At 46.1% G+C, this 17,936-nt stretch carries 12 protein-coding genes; 10 read left to right on the forward strand and 2 right to left on the reverse strand.

Annotated elements, in window-relative coordinates; all coding sequences use genetic code 11:
* Window positions 1-68: 68 nt before the first annotated feature.
* The 7 genes from mreC to tldD all read left to right on the forward strand — a co-directional run bounded on the left by mreC (window position 69) and on the right by tldD (window position 9,814).
* Entirely contained in the window at window positions 69-956 is an 888-nt protein-coding gene (mreC, locus tag AB4167_RS06735; RefSeq protein ID WP_004735927.1) for a rod shape-determining protein MreC, read from the forward strand.
* Complete coding sequence (mreD, locus tag AB4167_RS06740) at window positions 946-1,434, forward strand: rod shape-determining protein MreD (RefSeq protein ID WP_372136333.1); 489 nt, start codon at window positions 946-948, stop codon at window positions 1,432-1,434. Before mreC ends, mreD begins: the two co-directional genes overlap by 11 nt.
* 7 nt (window positions 1,435-1,441) lie before the next feature.
* Complete coding sequence (locus tag AB4167_RS06745) at window positions 1,442-2,065, forward strand: nucleoside triphosphate pyrophosphatase (RefSeq protein ID WP_372098526.1); 624 nt, start codon at window positions 1,442-1,444, stop codon at window positions 2,063-2,065.
* Between the two features lie 20 nt (window positions 2,066-2,085).
* The gene (gene rng, locus AB4167_RS06750; RefSeq protein WP_017061363.1) at window positions 2,086-3,555 is read left to right on the forward strand and encodes a ribonuclease G; all 1,470 of its coding nucleotides are present in this window, start codon (window positions 2,086-2,088) and stop codon (window positions 3,553-3,555) included.
* Window positions 3,556-3,565: 10 nt separating this feature from the next.
* A complete protein-coding gene (locus AB4167_RS06755; protein WP_102332746.1) occupies window positions 3,566-7,441 on the forward strand; it encodes a YhdP family protein in 3,876 nt (1,291 codons plus the stop codon).
* 95 nt (window positions 7,442-7,536) lie between these two features.
* Window positions 7,537-8,349 carry a carbon-nitrogen hydrolase family protein gene (locus AB4167_RS06760; RefSeq protein WP_372058120.1) on the forward strand — a complete coding sequence of 271 codons (813 nt, stop codon included), beginning with the start codon at window positions 7,537-7,539 and terminating at the stop codon, window positions 8,347-8,349.
* A gap of 19 nt (window positions 8,350-8,368) precedes the next feature.
* The gene (tldD, locus tag AB4167_RS06765; protein ID WP_017061366.1) at window positions 8,369-9,814 is read left to right on the forward strand and encodes a metalloprotease TldD; all 1,446 of its coding nucleotides are present in this window, start codon (window positions 8,369-8,371) and stop codon (window positions 9,812-9,814) included.
* Window positions 9,815-9,922: 108 nt separating this feature from the next.
* Here tldD and AB4167_RS06770 read toward each other — a convergent pair whose 3' ends face one another.
* Window positions 9,923-11,302: a PhoH family protein gene (locus AB4167_RS06770; protein WP_372136334.1), complete on the reverse strand. Its 1,380-nt coding sequence runs from the start codon at window positions 11,300-11,302 to the stop codon at window positions 9,923-9,925.
* A gap of 466 nt (window positions 11,303-11,768) precedes the next feature.
* On the opposite strand from AB4167_RS06770, the gene rapA reads away from it, so the two are divergent.
* Window positions 11,769-14,678, forward strand: coding sequence for an RNA polymerase-associated protein RapA (gene rapA / locus AB4167_RS06775; RefSeq protein WP_372136335.1), 2,910 nt, complete (start codon window positions 11,769-11,771; stop codon window positions 14,676-14,678).
* A gap of 92 nt (window positions 14,679-14,770) precedes the next feature.
* Here rapA and AB4167_RS06780 read toward each other — a convergent pair whose 3' ends face one another.
* A complete protein-coding gene (locus AB4167_RS06780; protein WP_105059031.1) occupies window positions 14,771-16,042 on the reverse strand; it encodes an NRAMP family divalent metal transporter in 1,272 nt (423 codons plus the stop codon).
* Window positions 16,043-16,200: 158 nt separating this feature from the next.
* On the opposite strand from AB4167_RS06780, the gene AB4167_RS06785 reads away from it, so the two are divergent.
* Window positions 16,201-16,935 carry a pseudouridine synthase gene (locus AB4167_RS06785; RefSeq protein ID WP_019826934.1) on the forward strand — a complete coding sequence of 245 codons (735 nt, stop codon included), beginning with the start codon at window positions 16,201-16,203 and terminating at the stop codon, window positions 16,933-16,935.
* A gap of 36 nt (window positions 16,936-16,971) precedes the next feature.
* Complete coding sequence (locus AB4167_RS06790; RefSeq protein ID WP_372136336.1) at window positions 16,972-17,934, forward strand: D-2-hydroxyacid dehydrogenase; 963 nt, start codon at window positions 16,972-16,974, stop codon at window positions 17,932-17,934.
* Window positions 17,935-17,936: the final 2 nt, after the last annotated feature.

Here is a 17,936-nt window from a genome sequence, read left to right on the forward strand (position 1 = left end):
CTAGTTTTATGTAAAGAGCCTAGGACCTTGTCTATAGGATCAAATGTAGCTCTAGGACCAAATATAGAATGAAGCCAATTTTTGGTAGAGGTCCCTCTCTACAATTGCGCCTGTTTTTTGCTGTAATTTTATCAGCCAGCCTTATGCTGGCTGATAGTCGTTTAGATGCTTTCTCAAATGTTCGCTATCTATTAAACAGCATGGTTGCGCCTATTCAATATGCAGCCAACTTGCCTCGCACTATGTTCGATGGTGTTTACGACCGTTTTAGCACTCGCAAAGGGTTAATTGAATCTAACCATAATATTAAACGAGAAGTCTTGCGTCTGAAGAGCGAGCTGATTCTGCTTGAGCAATATCAAGAAGAAAACAAGCGCCTTCGTAAGCTGTTAGGCTCGCCGTTTATCCGTGATGAGAAGAAAGTCGTCACAGAAGTTATGGCGGTAGACACTTCACCATATCGCCATCAAGTCGTGATCGACAAAGGTCAGATTGATGGGGTGTATGAAGGTCAGCCGGTGATCAACGAAAAAGGCATTGTCGGCCAAGTCACTTTCGTTGCTGCTCATAATAGTCGTGTATTACTACTCACTGATGCAAACAATGCGATTCCTGTTCAGGTTATTCGTAATGACATCCGTGTGATTGCTTCGGGCAATGGCATGATTGATGAGATCCAGCTAGAGCACATTCCAACCAGTACCGATATACAAGAAGAAGATCTGTTGGTGACATCAGGTCTTGGTGGGGTATATCCAGAAGGTTATCCAGTCGCCTATGTTACGGCCGTTGATTACGACCCGAAACGTGAGTTCGCTGTGATTAAAGCAGAGCCTGTGGTTGAGTTCGATAAGCTCAGATACCTGCTGCTTGTATGGCCTGATGAAAACAAACAGATGCAAGCGGATCAATCGAGCATAGAACAAGCATTGTTAGAGGGCGAAGATGGCCAATAGCGTTTTGAGAAGCAAGGTAGTAATTTTCTGCTCACTTTTAATAGCACTGATTCTGCAGACGATCCCTTGGCCTGGTAGCTTAGATTTATTTAGACCATCTTGGTTACTGCTGGTTACGTGTTACTGGGTTTTGGCTCTACCGCATCGTGTTAACGTGGGTAGTGCTTTGATTTTAGGCTTATTGTGGGACCTTTTGATCGGCTCTACTCTGGGTATTCGAGGCATGATGATGGCAATAGTGATGTACATTATTGCGATGAACTTCCTCGTCATTCGTAACATGGCGTTATGGCAGCAAGCGATGATCATTGCCGCGTTAACGGTCTTGTTTGAGGTGTTGATCTTCTTTGGTGAATATTTGATCCAAGATGTTGTTTTCAATCCGTTATCGTTATGGAGCGCATTGATAAACTGTATACTTTGGCCTTGGATGTTTTTATTAATGAGACGCGTGCGTCGCCATTGGCATGTGAGGTAGCGTGACGATGGAAAAGAAACATTTAGTTTTGGCATCCGGCTCTCCACGCCGCAAAGAATTGCTATCTCAACTCGGTTATGAGTTTTCTGTCCTCGTAACCGATGTTGAAGAGTGTAAACACGCTCAAGAAACCGCCGAAGAATATGTTAAGCGACTATCTTTAGATAAAGCTTTAGCTGCGTTGTCTTTATTGAAAGATAACCCTTCTGAAAGGCAGCATGTCGTTCCTAGTTCTGATACTGTAGATCATGGCTCTGATATAGTCGTTCTTGGTTCTGACACAGTCGTCGTAAGCCAAGGGCAAGTGCTTGAGAAACCCACCGATTTTACTGACTCTAAGCGCATGCTTACTCAGTTAGCGAATGAACGTCACCAAGTGATGACGGCGGTTTCTGTGGTTTCAGAAGAAAAACAAAGAACAGAAATCATTATTACCGACGTATGGTTTAAACCCCTCAGTGAAAAAGAAATAGAACAATACTGGCAAACAGGGGAGCCATGCGATAAAGCCGGTAGCTATGGGATCCAAGGTTTGGGCGGACGCTTTGTCACCCGAATCGAAGGTAGTTATTACGCCGTTGTCGGCTTACCTTTATTTGAAACGGACCAGCTACTGCAAGAATTCTTATAATTACTAACCTGAGGTGCACCATGAGTGCTGAATTGTTGCTGAACGTGACCCCGAGTGAAACTCGTGTGGCCATGATTGAAGGGGGGGCTCTTCAAGAGATCCATGTCGAACGAGATGCTCGACGCGGTATCGTAGGAAATATCTATAAAGGACGTGTAAGCCGTGTTCTTCCGGGAATGCAGGCGGCTTTTGTGGATATAGGCCTTGAGAAAGCAGCTTTTTTACACGCCTCTGATATTGTCCCACACACTGAATGTGTCGCTGAAAACGAAAAGAAACAATTTCAGGTTCGTGATATTTCAGAGCTTGTCCGTCAAGGGCAAGACATTGTGGTGCAAGTGGTCAAAGACCCTCTTGGTACTAAAGGTGCTCGCTTAACCACTGATATCACTCTACCGTCTCGTTATCTGGTATTTATGCCGGGCGCAAGTCATGTTGGTGTATCTCAACGTATCGACAGCGAGTCTGAACGTAACCGTCTTAAAAAAGTTGTGTCTCGTTACTGTGACGAACACGGTGGCTTCATCATCCGTACCGCAGCAGAAGGTGCAGATTCAAATGAGTTGGCACAAGATGCCGCATTCTTGAAGCGATTATGGCTAAAAGTATTAGAGCGTCGTGGTAAGCACAAGGCGCGTACTCGTTTGTATGGTGAGCTTTGCTTAAGCCAACGTATCTTACGTGACTTCGTCGGTACTGAGCTGAGCAAGATTCAGGTCGATTCTCGTCTAGAATATGAAAACCTAAAAGAGTTTACCTCTGAATACGTGCCTGAGCTGACAGACAAGCTTGAGCTGTATGAAGGTGATAAGCCTATCTTTGATATGTACGATACCGAGAACGAAATTCAGCGTTCATTGGATCGTAAAGTCGAATTAAAGTCTGGTGGATATCTGATTATCGACCAAACTGAAGCGATGACCACGGTTGATATCAACACTGGCGCGTTTGTTGGTCGTCGTAATCTAGAAGAGACGATTTTCAACACCAATGTAGAAGCGACTCAAGCGATTGCTCGTCAGCTGCGTCTACGTAACTTAGGTGGCATCATCATTATCGACTTTATTGATATGTTGTCTGAGGAACATCGTAAGCGAGTACTAACTTCTTTAGAGGCTGCGCTCGACAAAGACCGTGTGAAAACCAATATTAATGGCTTCACGCAGCTTGGGTTGGTTGAGATGACTCGTAAACGTACTCGTGAAAGTATTGAGCATATCCTATGTTCGAGCTGTCCTGCTTGTGAAGGCCGCGGCAGTGTGAAGACAGTTGAAACCGTTTGTTATGAAATTCTTCGAGAGATCACGCGAGTGAATCGTGCGTACGACGCCGATAAATTTGTGGTCTATGCGGCAGCTGCCGTAGCTGAGGCGTTAGAGGGCGATGAATCTCATGCGCTTGCGGAGCTTGAAGTCTTTATTGGTAAGCAAGTTAAAATCCAGGCTGAGCCTCTGTACATACAAGAGCAGTTTGATGTTGTTATGATGTAATGGAAATTTTGTGAGCTCAAGCGTTACTCTGATTCTACGTGCATGTTTATGGTTAGTGGTTACTCTCTTAGTAACGCTAGCCATTGCCGTTACTACACTGCGTGTAGCCTTGCCCAATTTAAACAAGTATCAATCTGAAATTGAGCTTTGGGTAAACCAACACTCCGGTTTTGATTTTTCGATTCAAGATGTGGGCGGTTTTTGGCGTAACACTCACCCCTCTATTGCTCTGCAAGGCGTTAAAGCTAGCCTCCCCAATGCAGAAGATGTGACCTTCTCTGTTGAGCGTGTTGAAGTCGAGTTTGACTTGATTCAATCGCTCGTGCAGATGCGCCCGGTTGTGGCCGATCTAGTCATGAATCAAATGTATCTTGATATCCGCTCAATTGATCTGTTTGCCGGACAAAATGGCAAAGACGAACCTACAGATCCCGAGTCTTCCAAGCGAGTGATACAAGAGCTCGATAATTTACTGCTAAAAACACTCGTCGATGTAACTGCAAAAGATTCTTCTATTCTTTATCACTCTGTTTCGGGTGAAGAACGTCAGCTCGATATAGAAACCTTAAAATGGCAAAATTCAGACAAACATCACCTTGCTGAAGGTGTGGTGAGTATCAAAGATGCCAATCTAAACTCTCTGTCAGTGAGTGCTAACTTTATTGATGGTGGGTCACTGACTGATGTGACTGGTGAGTTTTATGTCAGTGCCGACAGCATTTCTGTTAAGCCATGGCTTACGCATTATATGCAGGCGGAATCCGGCATTGAAACGGGTACTGTGAGCTTGAATAGCTGGCTTACGCTGCGAAATAGCAAGCCAGTGAGCGCTTATGTTGAGGTTTTACCCTCAGAACTGGCGTGGAACGAAGATGGCGAGCATGACCTCATGCTTGAGTCCGGTGTCTTTAAGTTGTCGCCGACTGATGATGGTTGGCAAGTAAATGGTCACTCACTAAACCTTAGAACGGATGACACACCTTGGCCGGAACTCGACGTAGCGTTCAAGTGGAATCAAGGTCCATGGCAACTCAACATTTCTGAGCTGGATATTGCGACTATTACTCCGTTGATTAAGCTGCTGCCTGACTCTGAACAATCAACCAAAATGATTAACGTATTGGCGCCGGGCGGCTCTGTTTCTGATATCCGTGTTTCCATGGGTTCGGGAATTGACAGTTTACGTTATTCAGCCAGTTTTTCTGATCTTGCTATCGAGCAGTGGGAACTAGTCCCAGGCTTTAGCCAAGTGTCTGGTAGTGTGTTTGGTTCGGCCTCGGAAGCGAAAGCTAGCCTGCATGTTATTGACGATGTGTTCCCTTATGGTGACGTATTCCAAGCGCCTTTGAATATCAAACAAGGTCAGGTTGATATTGTTTGGCAGCAAGATGAAAACGGCTGGAAGCTGTGGTCAGACAAAATCACAGCTGCCACCCCCGATTTACAAGTACTAGGCGCATTCCGCTTAGACTTCCCAAAAGATGCGAGCCCGTTTTTATCCTTCTACGGCGAAGCGGACGCTTACAATGTCGGTGAAACATGGCGCTACTTACCTACACTGGCTCTTGGGCAAGATCTAACAGACTACCTTTCAACTGCGATTCAAGCCGGTAAAGCGGATACCGTAAAACTGTTGTGGCATGGTGATTTGTCTCAATACCCATACACTAACCACGATGGTATTTTCCAGGTTTGGGTTGGCTTAGAAGATGCGAAATTCAGCTTTGATACCGCGTGGCCACTGATTACTGATCTTCAGCTTGATCTGTTGTTTGAAAATGATGCGATGCATCTGGATTCTCGCTCAGCTCAACTGATGGATGTGACGGCAGATCGAATCACAGGACGCATTCCTTATTTAGGGGAAGGCGGCCATATTGAAATTGAAGCTAAAGCGACGGCGTCTGGCAACGCAGTACGCGATTACATGACGTCTTCGCCACTGGTGGGCTCGGTAGGCGCAGCCTTAACCGCACTTCAAGTGAGTGGTGATGTCTCTTCTGAGTTCCAGCTGAATATTCCGTTTGATTCTGAAAAAGAAGCAAGAGCATGGGGTTACGCCGACTTAAGTGGCAACCATGTTGAGATTGAAGCGCCGCCAATGGTGCTCGAGAACACCACGGGTCGAATTGAATTTGATAATGACGTAGTGACGGCAAATGGCCTCGCTGCGGATCTACTTAACCAAGGTATCTCGCTTGATTTTAAAGGCCTGAATGATGGTCCTGGCTATGCCGTTGATATTGATGTGTTAGGTGATTGGGACGTAAAGCCTCTAGAACCTTACATTGGTGAGCAATGGTTAAGTCGCTTGTCAGGTCATGCGCAATGGCAAAGCCAGATTGATATCCAGCTTAATGATATCGGCTTTACCTACCAACTAGACTTACAGTCAGATCTAAAATACTTGGCGAGTGATTACCCGTACCCTTTGGAGAAAAAATCACTAGAAAGTGGCTCTGCAAGGCTACAGGCATCGGGTAACCAAGAGACGATTACCGCGCGCCTGCAATTGCCAAACACCAAGTACCAAGCTGAGATTGATATCACAGGCGACGTGCCTGAGTTAACGGCGACCAACTTAGTGCTTGGTCGCGGTGGCTATAAAATTAGCCCGGTTGTTGGCCATCACGCACTGATTCGTACAGACAAATTCAATGCCGATGATTGGTTATCGGTTGTGATGGAACCGGTAAAGCCTTCAACGGCTGTACTTAGCCAAATGAACACGCCAACCATTCCAGCGCCAAGCCGTATTACCTTTGAGAGTAAAGAGCTGATCTTGGGTGGTATCTCTTGGAATGACGTCGATTTTAGTGCTCGCAAGAACAAACAAGCGTGGCAAATGGAAGTGTCTAGCCAAGAGCTAGAAGGGGATATTAACTACCTGCCACCTTACGATTTGACGGTTTCACTGGATCGTCTGCACCTGTTTGTTCCTGAGTGGAGTGATAAGAACAATCAAGATCAGCAGTTGTTACAACGAAAAGAGCAAGCAGCGCCATTGATCTCGAAATTGGATAGAAAGATCCACGATGCTATGCCAAACCTGACCCTGACGTTGAACGACTTTTGGCTGCAAGGCTACAAGGTTGGTAAGGTCGATGTTGAAATGACGAGGAACGAAGACCGTATTGAGTGGAACAAAATCCAGGTTCGAAGCGGCGGCAACAAAGCGGATGTGAGTGGCTGGTGGGAACTGCAAGGTGACAAGAGTCATTCATCATTAACCGTTGATGTTGAAGGTGAAAACAACAGCGAACTCATGGAGCGCTTTGGTATTACTTCCGGGATTCAAAAAGCCCCATTCGCGTTGGAAGGTCAATTAAATTGGGATGGTTCGCCTTGGGGGATCAAAATGGATACCCTTGATGGCAACGTTAAAACTAAGTTTGGTAAAGGCATTATCTCGGATGTGAGCGGCGCTGCTCGATTGCTTGGTCTGTTTAGCCTAGATTCAATCATTCGTAAGATGCAGCTCGATTTCTCAGACGTGTTTGATAAAGGTATGGCCTTCAACAGCATCACCGGAACGGGCGAGATTCAAAATGGTATCTTCCTGACCAATGATCTGAATATGGATGCGGTCGCCGGTGAGATGAAAATCAAAGGTATCGCTAACCTCAACACACGTCAGGTTGATGCTGAGGTGAACTTTACCCCAGATATTACCTCGGGTATTCCTGTGTTAACGGCCTTTGCGGTAACCCCTCAAACGGCACTGTACGTATTGGCGGTGACCACAGTTATTTCGCCTGTTGTGGAAGTCTTTACCCAAGTAAATTATTCGGTGAAAGGACCATTGGATTCACCAACGGTGAGCGAGCTTTCTCGTAGCTCTGGCGAGTTCCAGCTACCAGAGAAGCTGAGAAAATTAGCCGAATAAACCTTAAATTAGCTGAAAATACCTTAGTATCCTAATCAGCGAATATACGGTGAAATGCTGATTTCTGAATCATAATGAATGGAGGAGCGATACACATGGATTGTGTTGGGTTGATTCAAATGACATCTGGCCCTAGCCCTGAATTGAACTTTGAGTACCTTGCTCAAGAAGTTGCAAAGTGCAAAGGGTTGGGGGCTAAGTGGGTTGTTTGCCCTGAAAACACGTTAGTCTTTGGCAGTAAAGTCGACTATCACCAGTGTGCTGAGCCTTTAAATGATGGCCCACTGCAAAAGAAAATCTCTGAGCTAGCAAAGCTTCATAGAATTTGGATCGTCATTGGCAGTATGCCGATAAGCACAACTAACGGCGTGACGACCACAACCTTGGTAATTGATGATTTTGGTTGCCTCGTTGCTCATTACGACAAGCTACACATGTTTGATGTGGATGTCGCTGACGCACATAAGTGTTATCGAGAGTCAGATATTTTCACTCCGGGCAACCAAGTTGTGACAGCGGAAACGCCTTTTGGTCGCTTAGGTTTGAGTATTTGTTATGATGTGCGCTTTCCACACTTGTATTCAGAGTTACGTAAGCAAGGGGCACAAATCATTGTGGTGCCTGCGGCTTTTACAGCGGTAACAGGTCAAGCGCACTGGGAAGCATTGTTAAGATGCCGCGCGATTGAAACACAGTCGTGGATTGTCGCGGTAGGTCAAGGCGGAAAACACCCTTGCCAAAGAGAAACATGGGGACACTCAATGGTGGTTGATCCATGGGGACGAGTGGTCGCACAGTTAGACCAAGATCCTAAAAGTATGGTGGTTGAGATAGACACATCCAGTTGTGAGTCAATTAGGCAAAATATGCCAATCACGCAACACTCTCGATTTACCAATCAATTTTAATTACAAACAAGAGCCATCTATGAGCATTAATCAAATTGAAGAAGCGCTACTGAACCCGACAGGGCTTACGGAGCAAAATATCGCAGATACATTGGCGAGCATTGCTACCCGCCAAATTGATTATGCTGATATCTACTTTCAGTCAAGCTGGCACGAATCTTTAGTGCTAGAAGACAGCATTATTAAAGACGGCTCTTTCAATATCGATTGCGGTGTTGGTGTTCGTGCAGTATCTGGTGAAAAGACCGGTTTTGCTTACTCTGATCAAATCCAACTGGATGGTCTGAAGCAGAGCGCAATTGCGGCTCGTGGTATTGCTAAACAAGGTCAAAACGGCAAGGTTCAAGCGTTCAAACGCAACTCTAACCAAGCTTACTATGATGCAGTTAACCCGCTAGCGAGCTGGGAGAAACAGCAGAAAACAGAATTACTAAAATCATTAGATGCTTACATTCGCACTAAAGAACCGATGGTGACTGAAGTATCGGTGAGCCTAAGTGGTGTGCATGAGCAGATGCTAGTTGCTGCTACTGATGGCACTTACGCTGGTGATATTCGTCCGCTGGTCCGCTTGTCTATTAGTGTACTTGCACAGAAGGGTGATCGTCGTGAGCGTGGTAGCGCTGGTGGTGGTGGTCGTTTTGGTTACGACTTCTTCTTAAGTGATGACAAAGGCACTCAAGTTGCTTACCAATTTGCTGATGAAGCGATTCGCCAAGCATTAGTTAACCTTGAAGCGGTTGCAGCGCCTGCTGGTGCCATGCCTGTGGTTCTTGGTTCTGGTTGGCCGGGCGTTCTGCTGCATGAAGCGGTAGGCCACGGTTTAGAAGGCGACTTCAACCGTAAAGAGTCGTCAGTATTCTCCGGCAAAGTTGGTGAGCAAGTAACTTCAAGCCTATGTACGATTGTCGATGACGGTACATTAACGGATCTACGCGGTTCATTGAACGTCGATGATGAAGGTGTTAACGGTCAGTACAATACGTTAATCGAAAACGGCATCCTAAAAGGTTACATGCAAGATAAGCTGAACGCTCGTCTAATGGGTGTAGCACCGACAGGTAATGGTCGTCGTGAGTCATACGCGCATCTTCCAATGCCACGTATGACGAATACATACATGCTACCGGGCGAACACACACCGGAAGAGATCATCGCGACGGTTGAGAAAGGTATCTACGCACCGAACTTCGGTGGCGGTCAGGTCGATATCACATCAGGTAAGTTCGTATTCTCAGCGTCTGAAGCGTACATGATTGAAAACGGTAAGATCACTCACCCAGTGAAAGGCGCGACGCTAATCGGTTCTGGTATCGAAGCGATGCAGCAGGTGTCTATGGTGGGTAACGACCTAAGCATCGACCGTGGTGTGGGTGTGTGTGGTAAGGCTGGTCAAAGTGTGCCTGTGGGTGTTGGTCAACCAACATTGAAACTAGACTCGCTAACCGTTGGTGGTACTGAGTAATTCAGACTAACCTCTGCCGACTTACTTCAAAATATTAAATTGAAAAGCGCCTCCAATGTGAGGCGCTTTTTGTTTTTAGATTACTGATTCAGTGAGCGTATAGAGTCACTACATGTTCTCTTCCGCAAACTCAGCTAGTCGGCTACGCACCACACCATTGAGGTGGATGTTGGCACTGCCTTCGAAGTTTTTAAAACGCTCAACCATGTAGGTTAAGCCTGAAGTCACAGGGGTTAGGTAAGAAGAATCTATCTGCGCTAAGTTACCTGAGCAGACGATCTTAGTACCTTCACCACAACGGGTGATGATGGTTTTTATCTGTGAAGCGGTGAGGTTCTGACACTCATCCAAAAGCACAAAGGCATTTTGAATCGAGCGGCCACGCATGAAGTTGATTGATTTGAACTGGATATTGGCTTTGTCACAGATGTACTTCATCGAGCCTTCTGTGCAGTGGTCGTTCTTGTGCAGCGCTTCCAGTGTATCGGTCACTGCGGCTAACCAAGGCAACATTTTCTCTTCCTCTGTACCCGGAAGGAAACCTATCGACTCACCAATATCAGGGGTGTTGCGGGTTACGATGATCTTATCGAATTGCTTACGTTCAATGGTTTGTTCAAGTGCAGCAGCCATAGCAAGCAGTGTCTTACCACTACCTGCGGCGCCAGTGAGAATCACAAGATCAATATCAGGGTCGAGCAGCGCATCAATCGCCATGCCTTGATAGACGTTCTTTGGTGTGATGTCCCATGCTCTGCGATTCATCAATCTTTCGCGGCTGAGGTCTCTCAGGGTAATGCTTTCCGGCTCAATCTCCTCGACTCGAGCGGCAAAGTCACTTTCTTCGTCAATCACATATTGGTTGAGGAAGGTTGGCTCGAACGGCGCTCTTGCTAAGGTGTGCAGCGTCTTGCCGCCTAAACTTCTGCTCTCGACATTATCGATACCATCCCAAAATGAGCCTTCCAGTTGTTGGAAGCCTTTGGTGAGGTATTGGATATCATCAATCAGTTGGTCAGTTTGATAGTCTTCAACAAAACGTACACCGGCGCCTTTTGCTCGTAAACGCATATTGATGTCTTTGGTGATGAGAACCACTTCGCGTGGTGCGCGTTTATTTTGAAGATAGAGGACAGCGTTGAGGATTCGGTTATCGCCCGCCTTGTCATCGGCAAAGGCTTTGATGCTTTCTTGAAGTTCGTAGTCAGCGAGTATTGAAATACTGCCAGATGCATTTATGTCTTTAGAAAAAGGGATGCCTTCCGATATTTGGTCTGGTGTGGCTTCCCTGAACAGGTCTTCGAGCGTTCGAATCGCAATTCTCGCATCTCGAGCAACGTCTCTTTTACTGCCTTTGATTCTGTCGAGTTCTTCTAGCACTGTCATGGGGATAACGACATCGTGCTCTTGGAAAGAAAATATAGCGAAGGGTTCGTGAAGTAGGATATTGGTGTCTAAAACAAATAGCTTCCGGTTGGTCTCGCCCATAGCATCTCCTTGCCGACGTGCGGCTTGCCTTGCATTCATTGAACGTAGATAAAGCTCATATAAAGATTAGTATCTGATTCTGGTGATAGTCAACTACTCACCTAAACTTCATCTAGAGGAACAGCACCATATCGTTACGAGTGAATATGGTGTATTCGTTTGAGAGCAGCAATCTGCTACCTATAGATTAACCATGAATTTTTGACAGTTTGATTGCACTGGCGAAAACAGAAAAAAAGCATGAAATCATCTCCTTTAGGCGTGACCTAAATCACAGCATCGAGTAAGATTAGCGACCTTTTTCTGCACCATTTTCTCGAGATATTTATTATTGAGAGCGCACTTAAAAAGTGGCTGCAAACTAGACATTTTTGGCTATATTTTTAGTTCAGGAGCGATAATGTTCTTGTTTAAAACTGCAGTTAAGAAGACCAAATTCCAACTATAAGATTGAGGTAGTCGATTCATGACATTTGCTTTGGGGCAACGCTGGATAAGCGATACGGAGAGCGATTTAGGTTTAGGTACCGTTGTAGCAATGGATGCTCGCACAGTGACACTAATGTTTGCAGCGTCAGAAGAAAACCGTGTTTATGCACGTACTGATGCTCCCGTAACCCGAGTAACGTTTAATGTAGGCGATGTCATCGAATGCCAAGAAGGTTGGTCTCTGTCTGTCGAAGAAGTTATCGAAGACAAAGGGCTGCTAACCTACTTAGGTACTCGCGAAGATACCCAAGAAACAGAAGTCACTCTGCGTGAAATCTTCTTAAGCAACCAGATCCGCTTTAACAAGCCACAAGATAAGCTATACGCAGGTCAAATCGACCGTATGGATAACTTTGTGTTGCGTTACCGTGCGCTAAGCAACCAGTACCAACAACACAAGAGCCCGATGCGTGGCTTGTGTGGTATGCGTGCTGGCTTGATCCCTCATCAGCTATACATCGCTCATGAAGTGGGGCGTCGTCACGCTCCGCGCGTTTTACTGGCTGATGAAGTGGGCCTAGGTAAAACCATCGAAGCGGGCATGATCATCCACCAACAGGTGCTGTCTGGCCGTGCTGAACGCATTCTGATTGTGGTTCCTGAAACCCTACAACACCAATGGTTAGTAGAGATGATGCGCCGTTTCAACCTGCATTTTTCTATCTTCGATGAAGAGCGTTGTATTGAAGCGTTTGCTGAATCAGACAACCCGTTTGATACCCAGCAGTACGTTCTGTGTTCTTTGGACTTCCTACGTAAGAGCCGTAAGCGCTACGAGCAAGCACTTGAAGGCGAGTGGGACTTGTTGGTTGTCGATGAAGCGCACCACCTTGAGTGGAGCCAAGACAAACCAAGCCGTGAATACCAAGTGGTTGAAGGCTTAGCGGAAAATACGTCTGGTGTGCTACTACTAACAGCAACGCCTGAACAGCTTGGTCGTGAGAGCCACTTTGCACGTCTGCGTCTGCTTGATCCTGATCGCTTCTACGATTACGAAGCATTCGTTGAAGAAGAAGACCAATACGCACCGGTTGCTGATGCAGTAACGGCTCTGTTCTCTGGAGTGAAGCTTGAAAACAGCGCGAAGAACCAGATTACGGAACTGCTTTCTGAGCAAGATGTTGAGCCTCTATTCCGCGTTATCGAAGGTGATAGCAGCGAAGAAGAGCAAGCGTTAGCTCGCCAAGAATTGATTGATAACCTTATGGATCGCCATGGTACTGGCCGTGTTCTTTTCAGAAACACACGTGCTGCAATCAAAGGCTTCCCTAAGCGTAATGTAAACCTACTGCCGATGGAGATTCCAACGCAGTACACAACCTCAATGCGTGTATCTGGCATGATCGGTGGCAAAATGGCTCCCGAAGCTCGTGCTATGAAGATGCTGTATCCAGAAGAGATCTTCCAAGAGTTTGAAGGTGAAGATTCAAGCTGGTGGCAGTTCGACTCACGCGTTAACTGGTTGATTGAAAAGATCCAAGACAAGCGCAGCGAGAAAATCCTAGTGATCGCCTCTCGTGCAAGTACGGCTCTTCAATTAGAGCAAGCACTGCGTGAGCGTGAAGGTGTACGTGCAACCGTATTCCACGAAGGCATGTCGATTCTAGAGCGTGATAAAGCTGCGGCTTACTTTGCTCAAGAAGAGGGCGGCGCTCAGGTTCTTATCTGTAGTGAAATCGGCTCTGAAGGTCGTAACTTCCAGTTCGCTAACCAACTTGTGATGTTTGATCTGCCGTTCAACCCAGACTTGCTTGAGCAACGTATTGGTCGTTTGGACCGTATTGGTCAGCTGCGTGATATCGACATTCATGTTCCTTACTTAAAAGGCACATCACAGGCGATTCTTGCGCGTTGGTTCGATGAAGGTCTGAATGCATTTGCGGAAACTTGTCCAACGGGTCGCACGGTTTACGATAAGTACTCAGATGTTCTTATCGAGATGCTGGCTTCTGGTAACACAGAGCAACTTGATGAAGTGATTGAAGAGTCTGCCAAGCTAAATCAAAGCCTGAAATCAGATCTAGAAAAAGGTCGCGATCGCCTACTAGAGATGCACTCAAACGGCGGCGACAAAGCGCACGAGATCGCAGAGAAGATTGCATCAACCGATGGTGATACTAACCTAGTGACTTTCGCTCTCAGCCTGTTCGACACCATTGGCTTGAACCAAGACGACAAAGGTGAAAATGCGTTAGTAGTAACACCATCTGAGCACATGATGGTACCAAGCTACCCTGGCTTACCTTATGAAGGTGCAACTATCACGTTTGACCGTGATACCGCGCTTTCGCGTGAAGACATGAACTTCATTAGCTGGGAACACCCAATGATTCAGGGTGGTATTGATCTACTACTTAGCGAAGGGGTGGGTACTTCTGCGGTATCACTACTTAAGAACAAAGCGCTACCAGTTGGCACTATCCTGCTTGAATTGGTTTACCTAGTGGATGCACAAGCTCCAAAGCGCAGTGGTATCAGCCAGTTCCTACCTAAGACTCCGATTCGTTTGATGATGGATGGCCGTGGTAACGACCTATCTGCTCAGGTTGAGTTTGATAGCTTTAACCGTCAGTTAAGCCCGGTGAACCGTCACCTAGCAAGTAAGCTAGTTAACTCGGTACAAGGCGAAATTCACAAGCTAATCGAAGCGGGTGAGGCACAAGTTCTTCCTAAAGTTGAAGAAGTGCGTCAGCAAGCGCAGAGAGATATGCAGACAAACCTGAATGGTGAATTAGAGCGTTTACAAGCACTGAAAGCGGTGAACCCAAATATTCGTGATGAAGAGTTAGAAGTTATCGAAGCTCAGATTAATGAACTGACAGGCTACATCAGCAAAGCTCAGGTTCAGCTAGATTCGCTACGCCTGATTGTGGTTTCTCACAACTAGTTTTGAATTAGCGAAATGCTTCAACGAAATAAGGCCTTCATTATGAAGGCCTTATTTGTATCTGTAGCTTAATTAACAATTCAAGTAGCTGGTTACATTAACCACTTCCACCAAACAAATACGGCTAAGAAACCGAATAAGTAAACTAGGCCAGCGACAGACAACCATTTTAGTTTGCTGCCAATGGCTAACGCTTCTGGAAGCTTAGCTTTGTTCACCAAGATGAAGTTAAGCAGAGCGAAGAATGGCGTCGTTGCGAAAGCAAGTACCATTGCGAAATCGAGCATAGGCATTAATGCTGCGCTAAAGAACATCACAATCGCGAGTGCGGCGATAGAGACAATGATAATCCAGCCTTGTAGCATGCGCGGGCTCGACTCTTTGTTGAATAACAGACGTTGTGATTCCGCGAGTACACGAGAGTAGCCGTCGATAACCGTAATCGTGCTACCAAAGATACAGAAGAAAGCGATAATGGCGATGAGTGGTCGTGACCATTCGCCAATCGTCGATGCGTAAATACCAACTAACTGGTGAGTAAAGCCTACACCAGAGCGAGACAGTTCCACGCCTGAACCGTGAAGTACCAGCGCGCCTAAAGCGACAAATACTAAAGCAAGCAGTGCCGTACCAATGTAGCCGACGTTAAAGTCGAATAAGGCAGATTGAGCAGTGACTTCTTGTTTCTCTTTTTGGCTTTTTAGCCACATAGAGGTGATGCTTGAAATCTCAATAGGGGCAGGCATCCACCCCATGGTCACCACGATAAAGCCAATTGCTGCCAATGACCAAGGTGATGGTGGAACAAAAGCAGCATCCGGTTCGACAGGTGAGCCGATAGCAATGGCGACAGCGGCTAGAGTGGTGATCGTAAGGATCGCCATGATCGCTTTGGAAAGGGTGTCCAGAGCACGATAGTGTCCTGCAAATAAGATGATCAAGCAGGTCGCAAGTACGATCATACAAAGCGTACTGGTTGCTAGCTCAAAAGGAATGAAGTAGCTAAGCAAACTCGCACTAAACAGCAGTAGTGCGGCTGTGTTTACGACGGCTGAAATAGCACTTAGTATCGAAAAGATCACTAGGTAAGGGCGGCCTAGGTTTGAGTAACCCTCAACCAAGCTTTGTCCTGTACCAAGCGTGTATTGGATGCCGGCACGAAAGAATGGGTACTTGAATAGGTTTACTAAGATGATCAATGCAGCGAGCTGCCAACCATAGATGGCTCCGGCTTTGGTTGAGGCAACTAAGTGTGAACCGCCGACTGCAGCTGCAGCCATCATAATACCCGGGCCAAGAGATTTAATTAAACTGGATAGGGGAGCTGAGGTTTTTGTTGTGGTTGTTTTAACCGTACTGTCCATCATTGTTCCTTTGATGTTGGCTTGTTATTTTCCGTTACCCTATCAATACCATGTTTTGTAAATGCGTCAACTTTTATGTACGAAAACATCAAAAATTGTATTTATTAATAAACGAATTAACTGTGAATTATTTGTTCACTAGTAAATAAGAGGCTTCAATGGCGCTAGAACAGTACACACCACCACGCGAACCTTGGATTGATATTGTTTATCAAGATGACGACATTCTGGTGGTGAATAAGCCTGCGGGCCTACTTTCAGTACCGGGCAGATTGCCAGAGCATTACGACAGCATGTGGAGTCGCTTGGGGGAGGAGTTTGCTGATATTCAAGTGGTGCACCGTTTGGATATGTCGACCTCAGGCTTGATGTTGCTGGCTAAGCACAAGCAGGCAGAACGTCACTTGAAGAAGCAGTTCCAATATCGCCTGACACACAAACTGTATTACGCACGCGTATGGGGAGCGGTTGAACAAAAAGCAGGATTGATCGATCTGCCACTCATCTGTGATTGGCCGAACCGCCCTCGGCAGAAAGTGTGTTTGGATGCTGGCAAACCTTCACAGACACGTTATGTGGTAGAGCAAACAGATACTCAAACCACCTTGTTGAAGCTACTGCCTATCACGGGACGATCTCATCAGTTGCGTGTGCATTGCATGGAAATAGGTAATCCAATTGTGGGCGACGAGTTTTACGCGACACCAGAAGCGTTTGAATACAGTGATAGGTTGGCTTTGCATGCGTGTGAGTTGAGCTTTTATCATCCAGCGAATAATCAGTTGTTCAAAGCCTTTGTTCCCTGTGACTTTTATCCTCAAGCATTTCCCCAAATCGAACGGCACTTTGAAATTGCGCCTGAGCTTCCAGACTACAGTAAGCTAAAAGCTTAGAATGGATGGATTCATAGGTTTAACCAAGGAAGAAGAATGCCAACGTTGAAAGTTGTGTTTCTCGACAGAGCAACCATCCCATCTCAAATTCATTTAAAACCTCTGAGCTTTGAACATGAGTGGGTGGAGTATGACTTCACCACTCCTGAGCAAGTGTCTGAGCGAGTTGAAGAAGCTGATGTGGTGATCACTAACAAGGTGGTGCTCAATGAGTCGAATCTCGCTGGTGCGAAAAAACTCAAGTTGATCGCGGTTTCAGCGACCGGTGTCAATAATGTCGATGTGGAATACTGCAAATCTAAAAACATTGCAGTGACAAACGTGCAAGGCTATGCGATTCAATCGGTTCCTGAACATGTCATCGCAATGCTGTTTGCACTTACACGAAACCTTGTTGGTTATCATAAAGACATTGAGGCGGGCGAGTGGCAAAAGGACAAGCAGTTCTGCTTCTTTACTCATCCGATTCAAGATGTGGCTGGCAGCACACTGGGGTTGATGGGGAGTGGCAGCTTAGGTCAAGCCACCGCAATGTTAGCCAAAGCGATTGGTATGAAGGTGATGTTTGCCGAGCGAAAAGGAGCAGAGTCTTGTCGAGAAGGGTATCTACCTTTTGATACGGTATTGAAGCAAGCGGATGCGATCAGTCTACATTGCCCATTGACTGATGCGACCCAAAATCTGATTTCAGAGCGAGAGCTCACAATGATGAAATCGAGCGCGGTATTAATTAATGCCGGGCGCGGAGGTCTAGTAGATGAACAAGCCCTAGTTGAGGCTTTGAAAAAACATGAGATTGCAGGCGCAGGTATGGATGTGTTTACACAAGAGCCAGCCGACAACTCAAATCCACTATTGGCTAATAGCCACTTACCGAACTTATTACTCACTCCACATGTGGCGTGGGGCAGCGACAGCTCGATTCAAAAACTGTCTGATATCTTAATCGATAATATTGATGGGTTTGTTGAGGGTAATCCGCAGAACTTAGTGAGTTGATT

Source organism: Vibrio sp. 10N.286.49.E11, assembly GCF_041469505.1.
GTDB lineage: Bacteria > Pseudomonadota > Gammaproteobacteria > Enterobacterales > Vibrionaceae > Vibrio > Vibrio crassostreae_C.

Excerpts from the sequence above, each read along its gene's own strand:
- tldD (WP_017061366.1), top strand. The coding sequence starts at position 8,369 with ATGAGCATTAATCAAATTGAAGAAGCGCTACTGAACCCGACAGGGCTT.
- rng (WP_017061363.1), top strand. The coding sequence starts at position 2,086 with ATGAGTGCTGAATTGTTGCTGAACGTGACCCCGAGTGAAACTCGTGTG.
- AB4167_RS06790 (WP_372136336.1), top strand. The coding sequence starts at position 16,972 with ATGCCAACGTTGAAAGTTGTGTTTCTCGACAGAGCAACCATCCCATCT.
- AB4167_RS06780 (WP_105059031.1), bottom strand. The coding sequence starts at position 16,042 with ATGGACAGTACGGTTAAAACAACCACAACAAAAACCTCAGCTCCCCTA.
- rapA (WP_372136335.1), top strand. The coding sequence starts at position 11,769 with ATGACATTTGCTTTGGGGCAACGCTGGATAAGCGATACGGAGAGCGAT.
- AB4167_RS06785 (WP_019826934.1), top strand. The coding sequence starts at position 16,201 with ATGGCGCTAGAACAGTACACACCACCACGCGAACCTTGGATTGATATT.
- AB4167_RS06745 (WP_372098526.1), top strand. The coding sequence starts at position 1,442 with ATGGAAAAGAAACATTTAGTTTTGGCATCCGGCTCTCCACGCCGCAAA.
- mreC (WP_004735927.1), top strand. The coding sequence starts at position 69 with ATGAAGCCAATTTTTGGTAGAGGTCCCTCTCTACAATTGCGCCTGTTT.
- AB4167_RS06760 (WP_372058120.1), top strand. The coding sequence starts at position 7,537 with ATGGATTGTGTTGGGTTGATTCAAATGACATCTGGCCCTAGCCCTGAA.
- AB4167_RS06770 (WP_372136334.1), bottom strand. The coding sequence starts at position 11,302 with ATGGGCGAGACCAACCGGAAGCTATTTGTTTTAGACACCAATATCCTA.
- mreD (WP_372136333.1), top strand. The coding sequence starts at position 946 with ATGGCCAATAGCGTTTTGAGAAGCAAGGTAGTAATTTTCTGCTCACTT.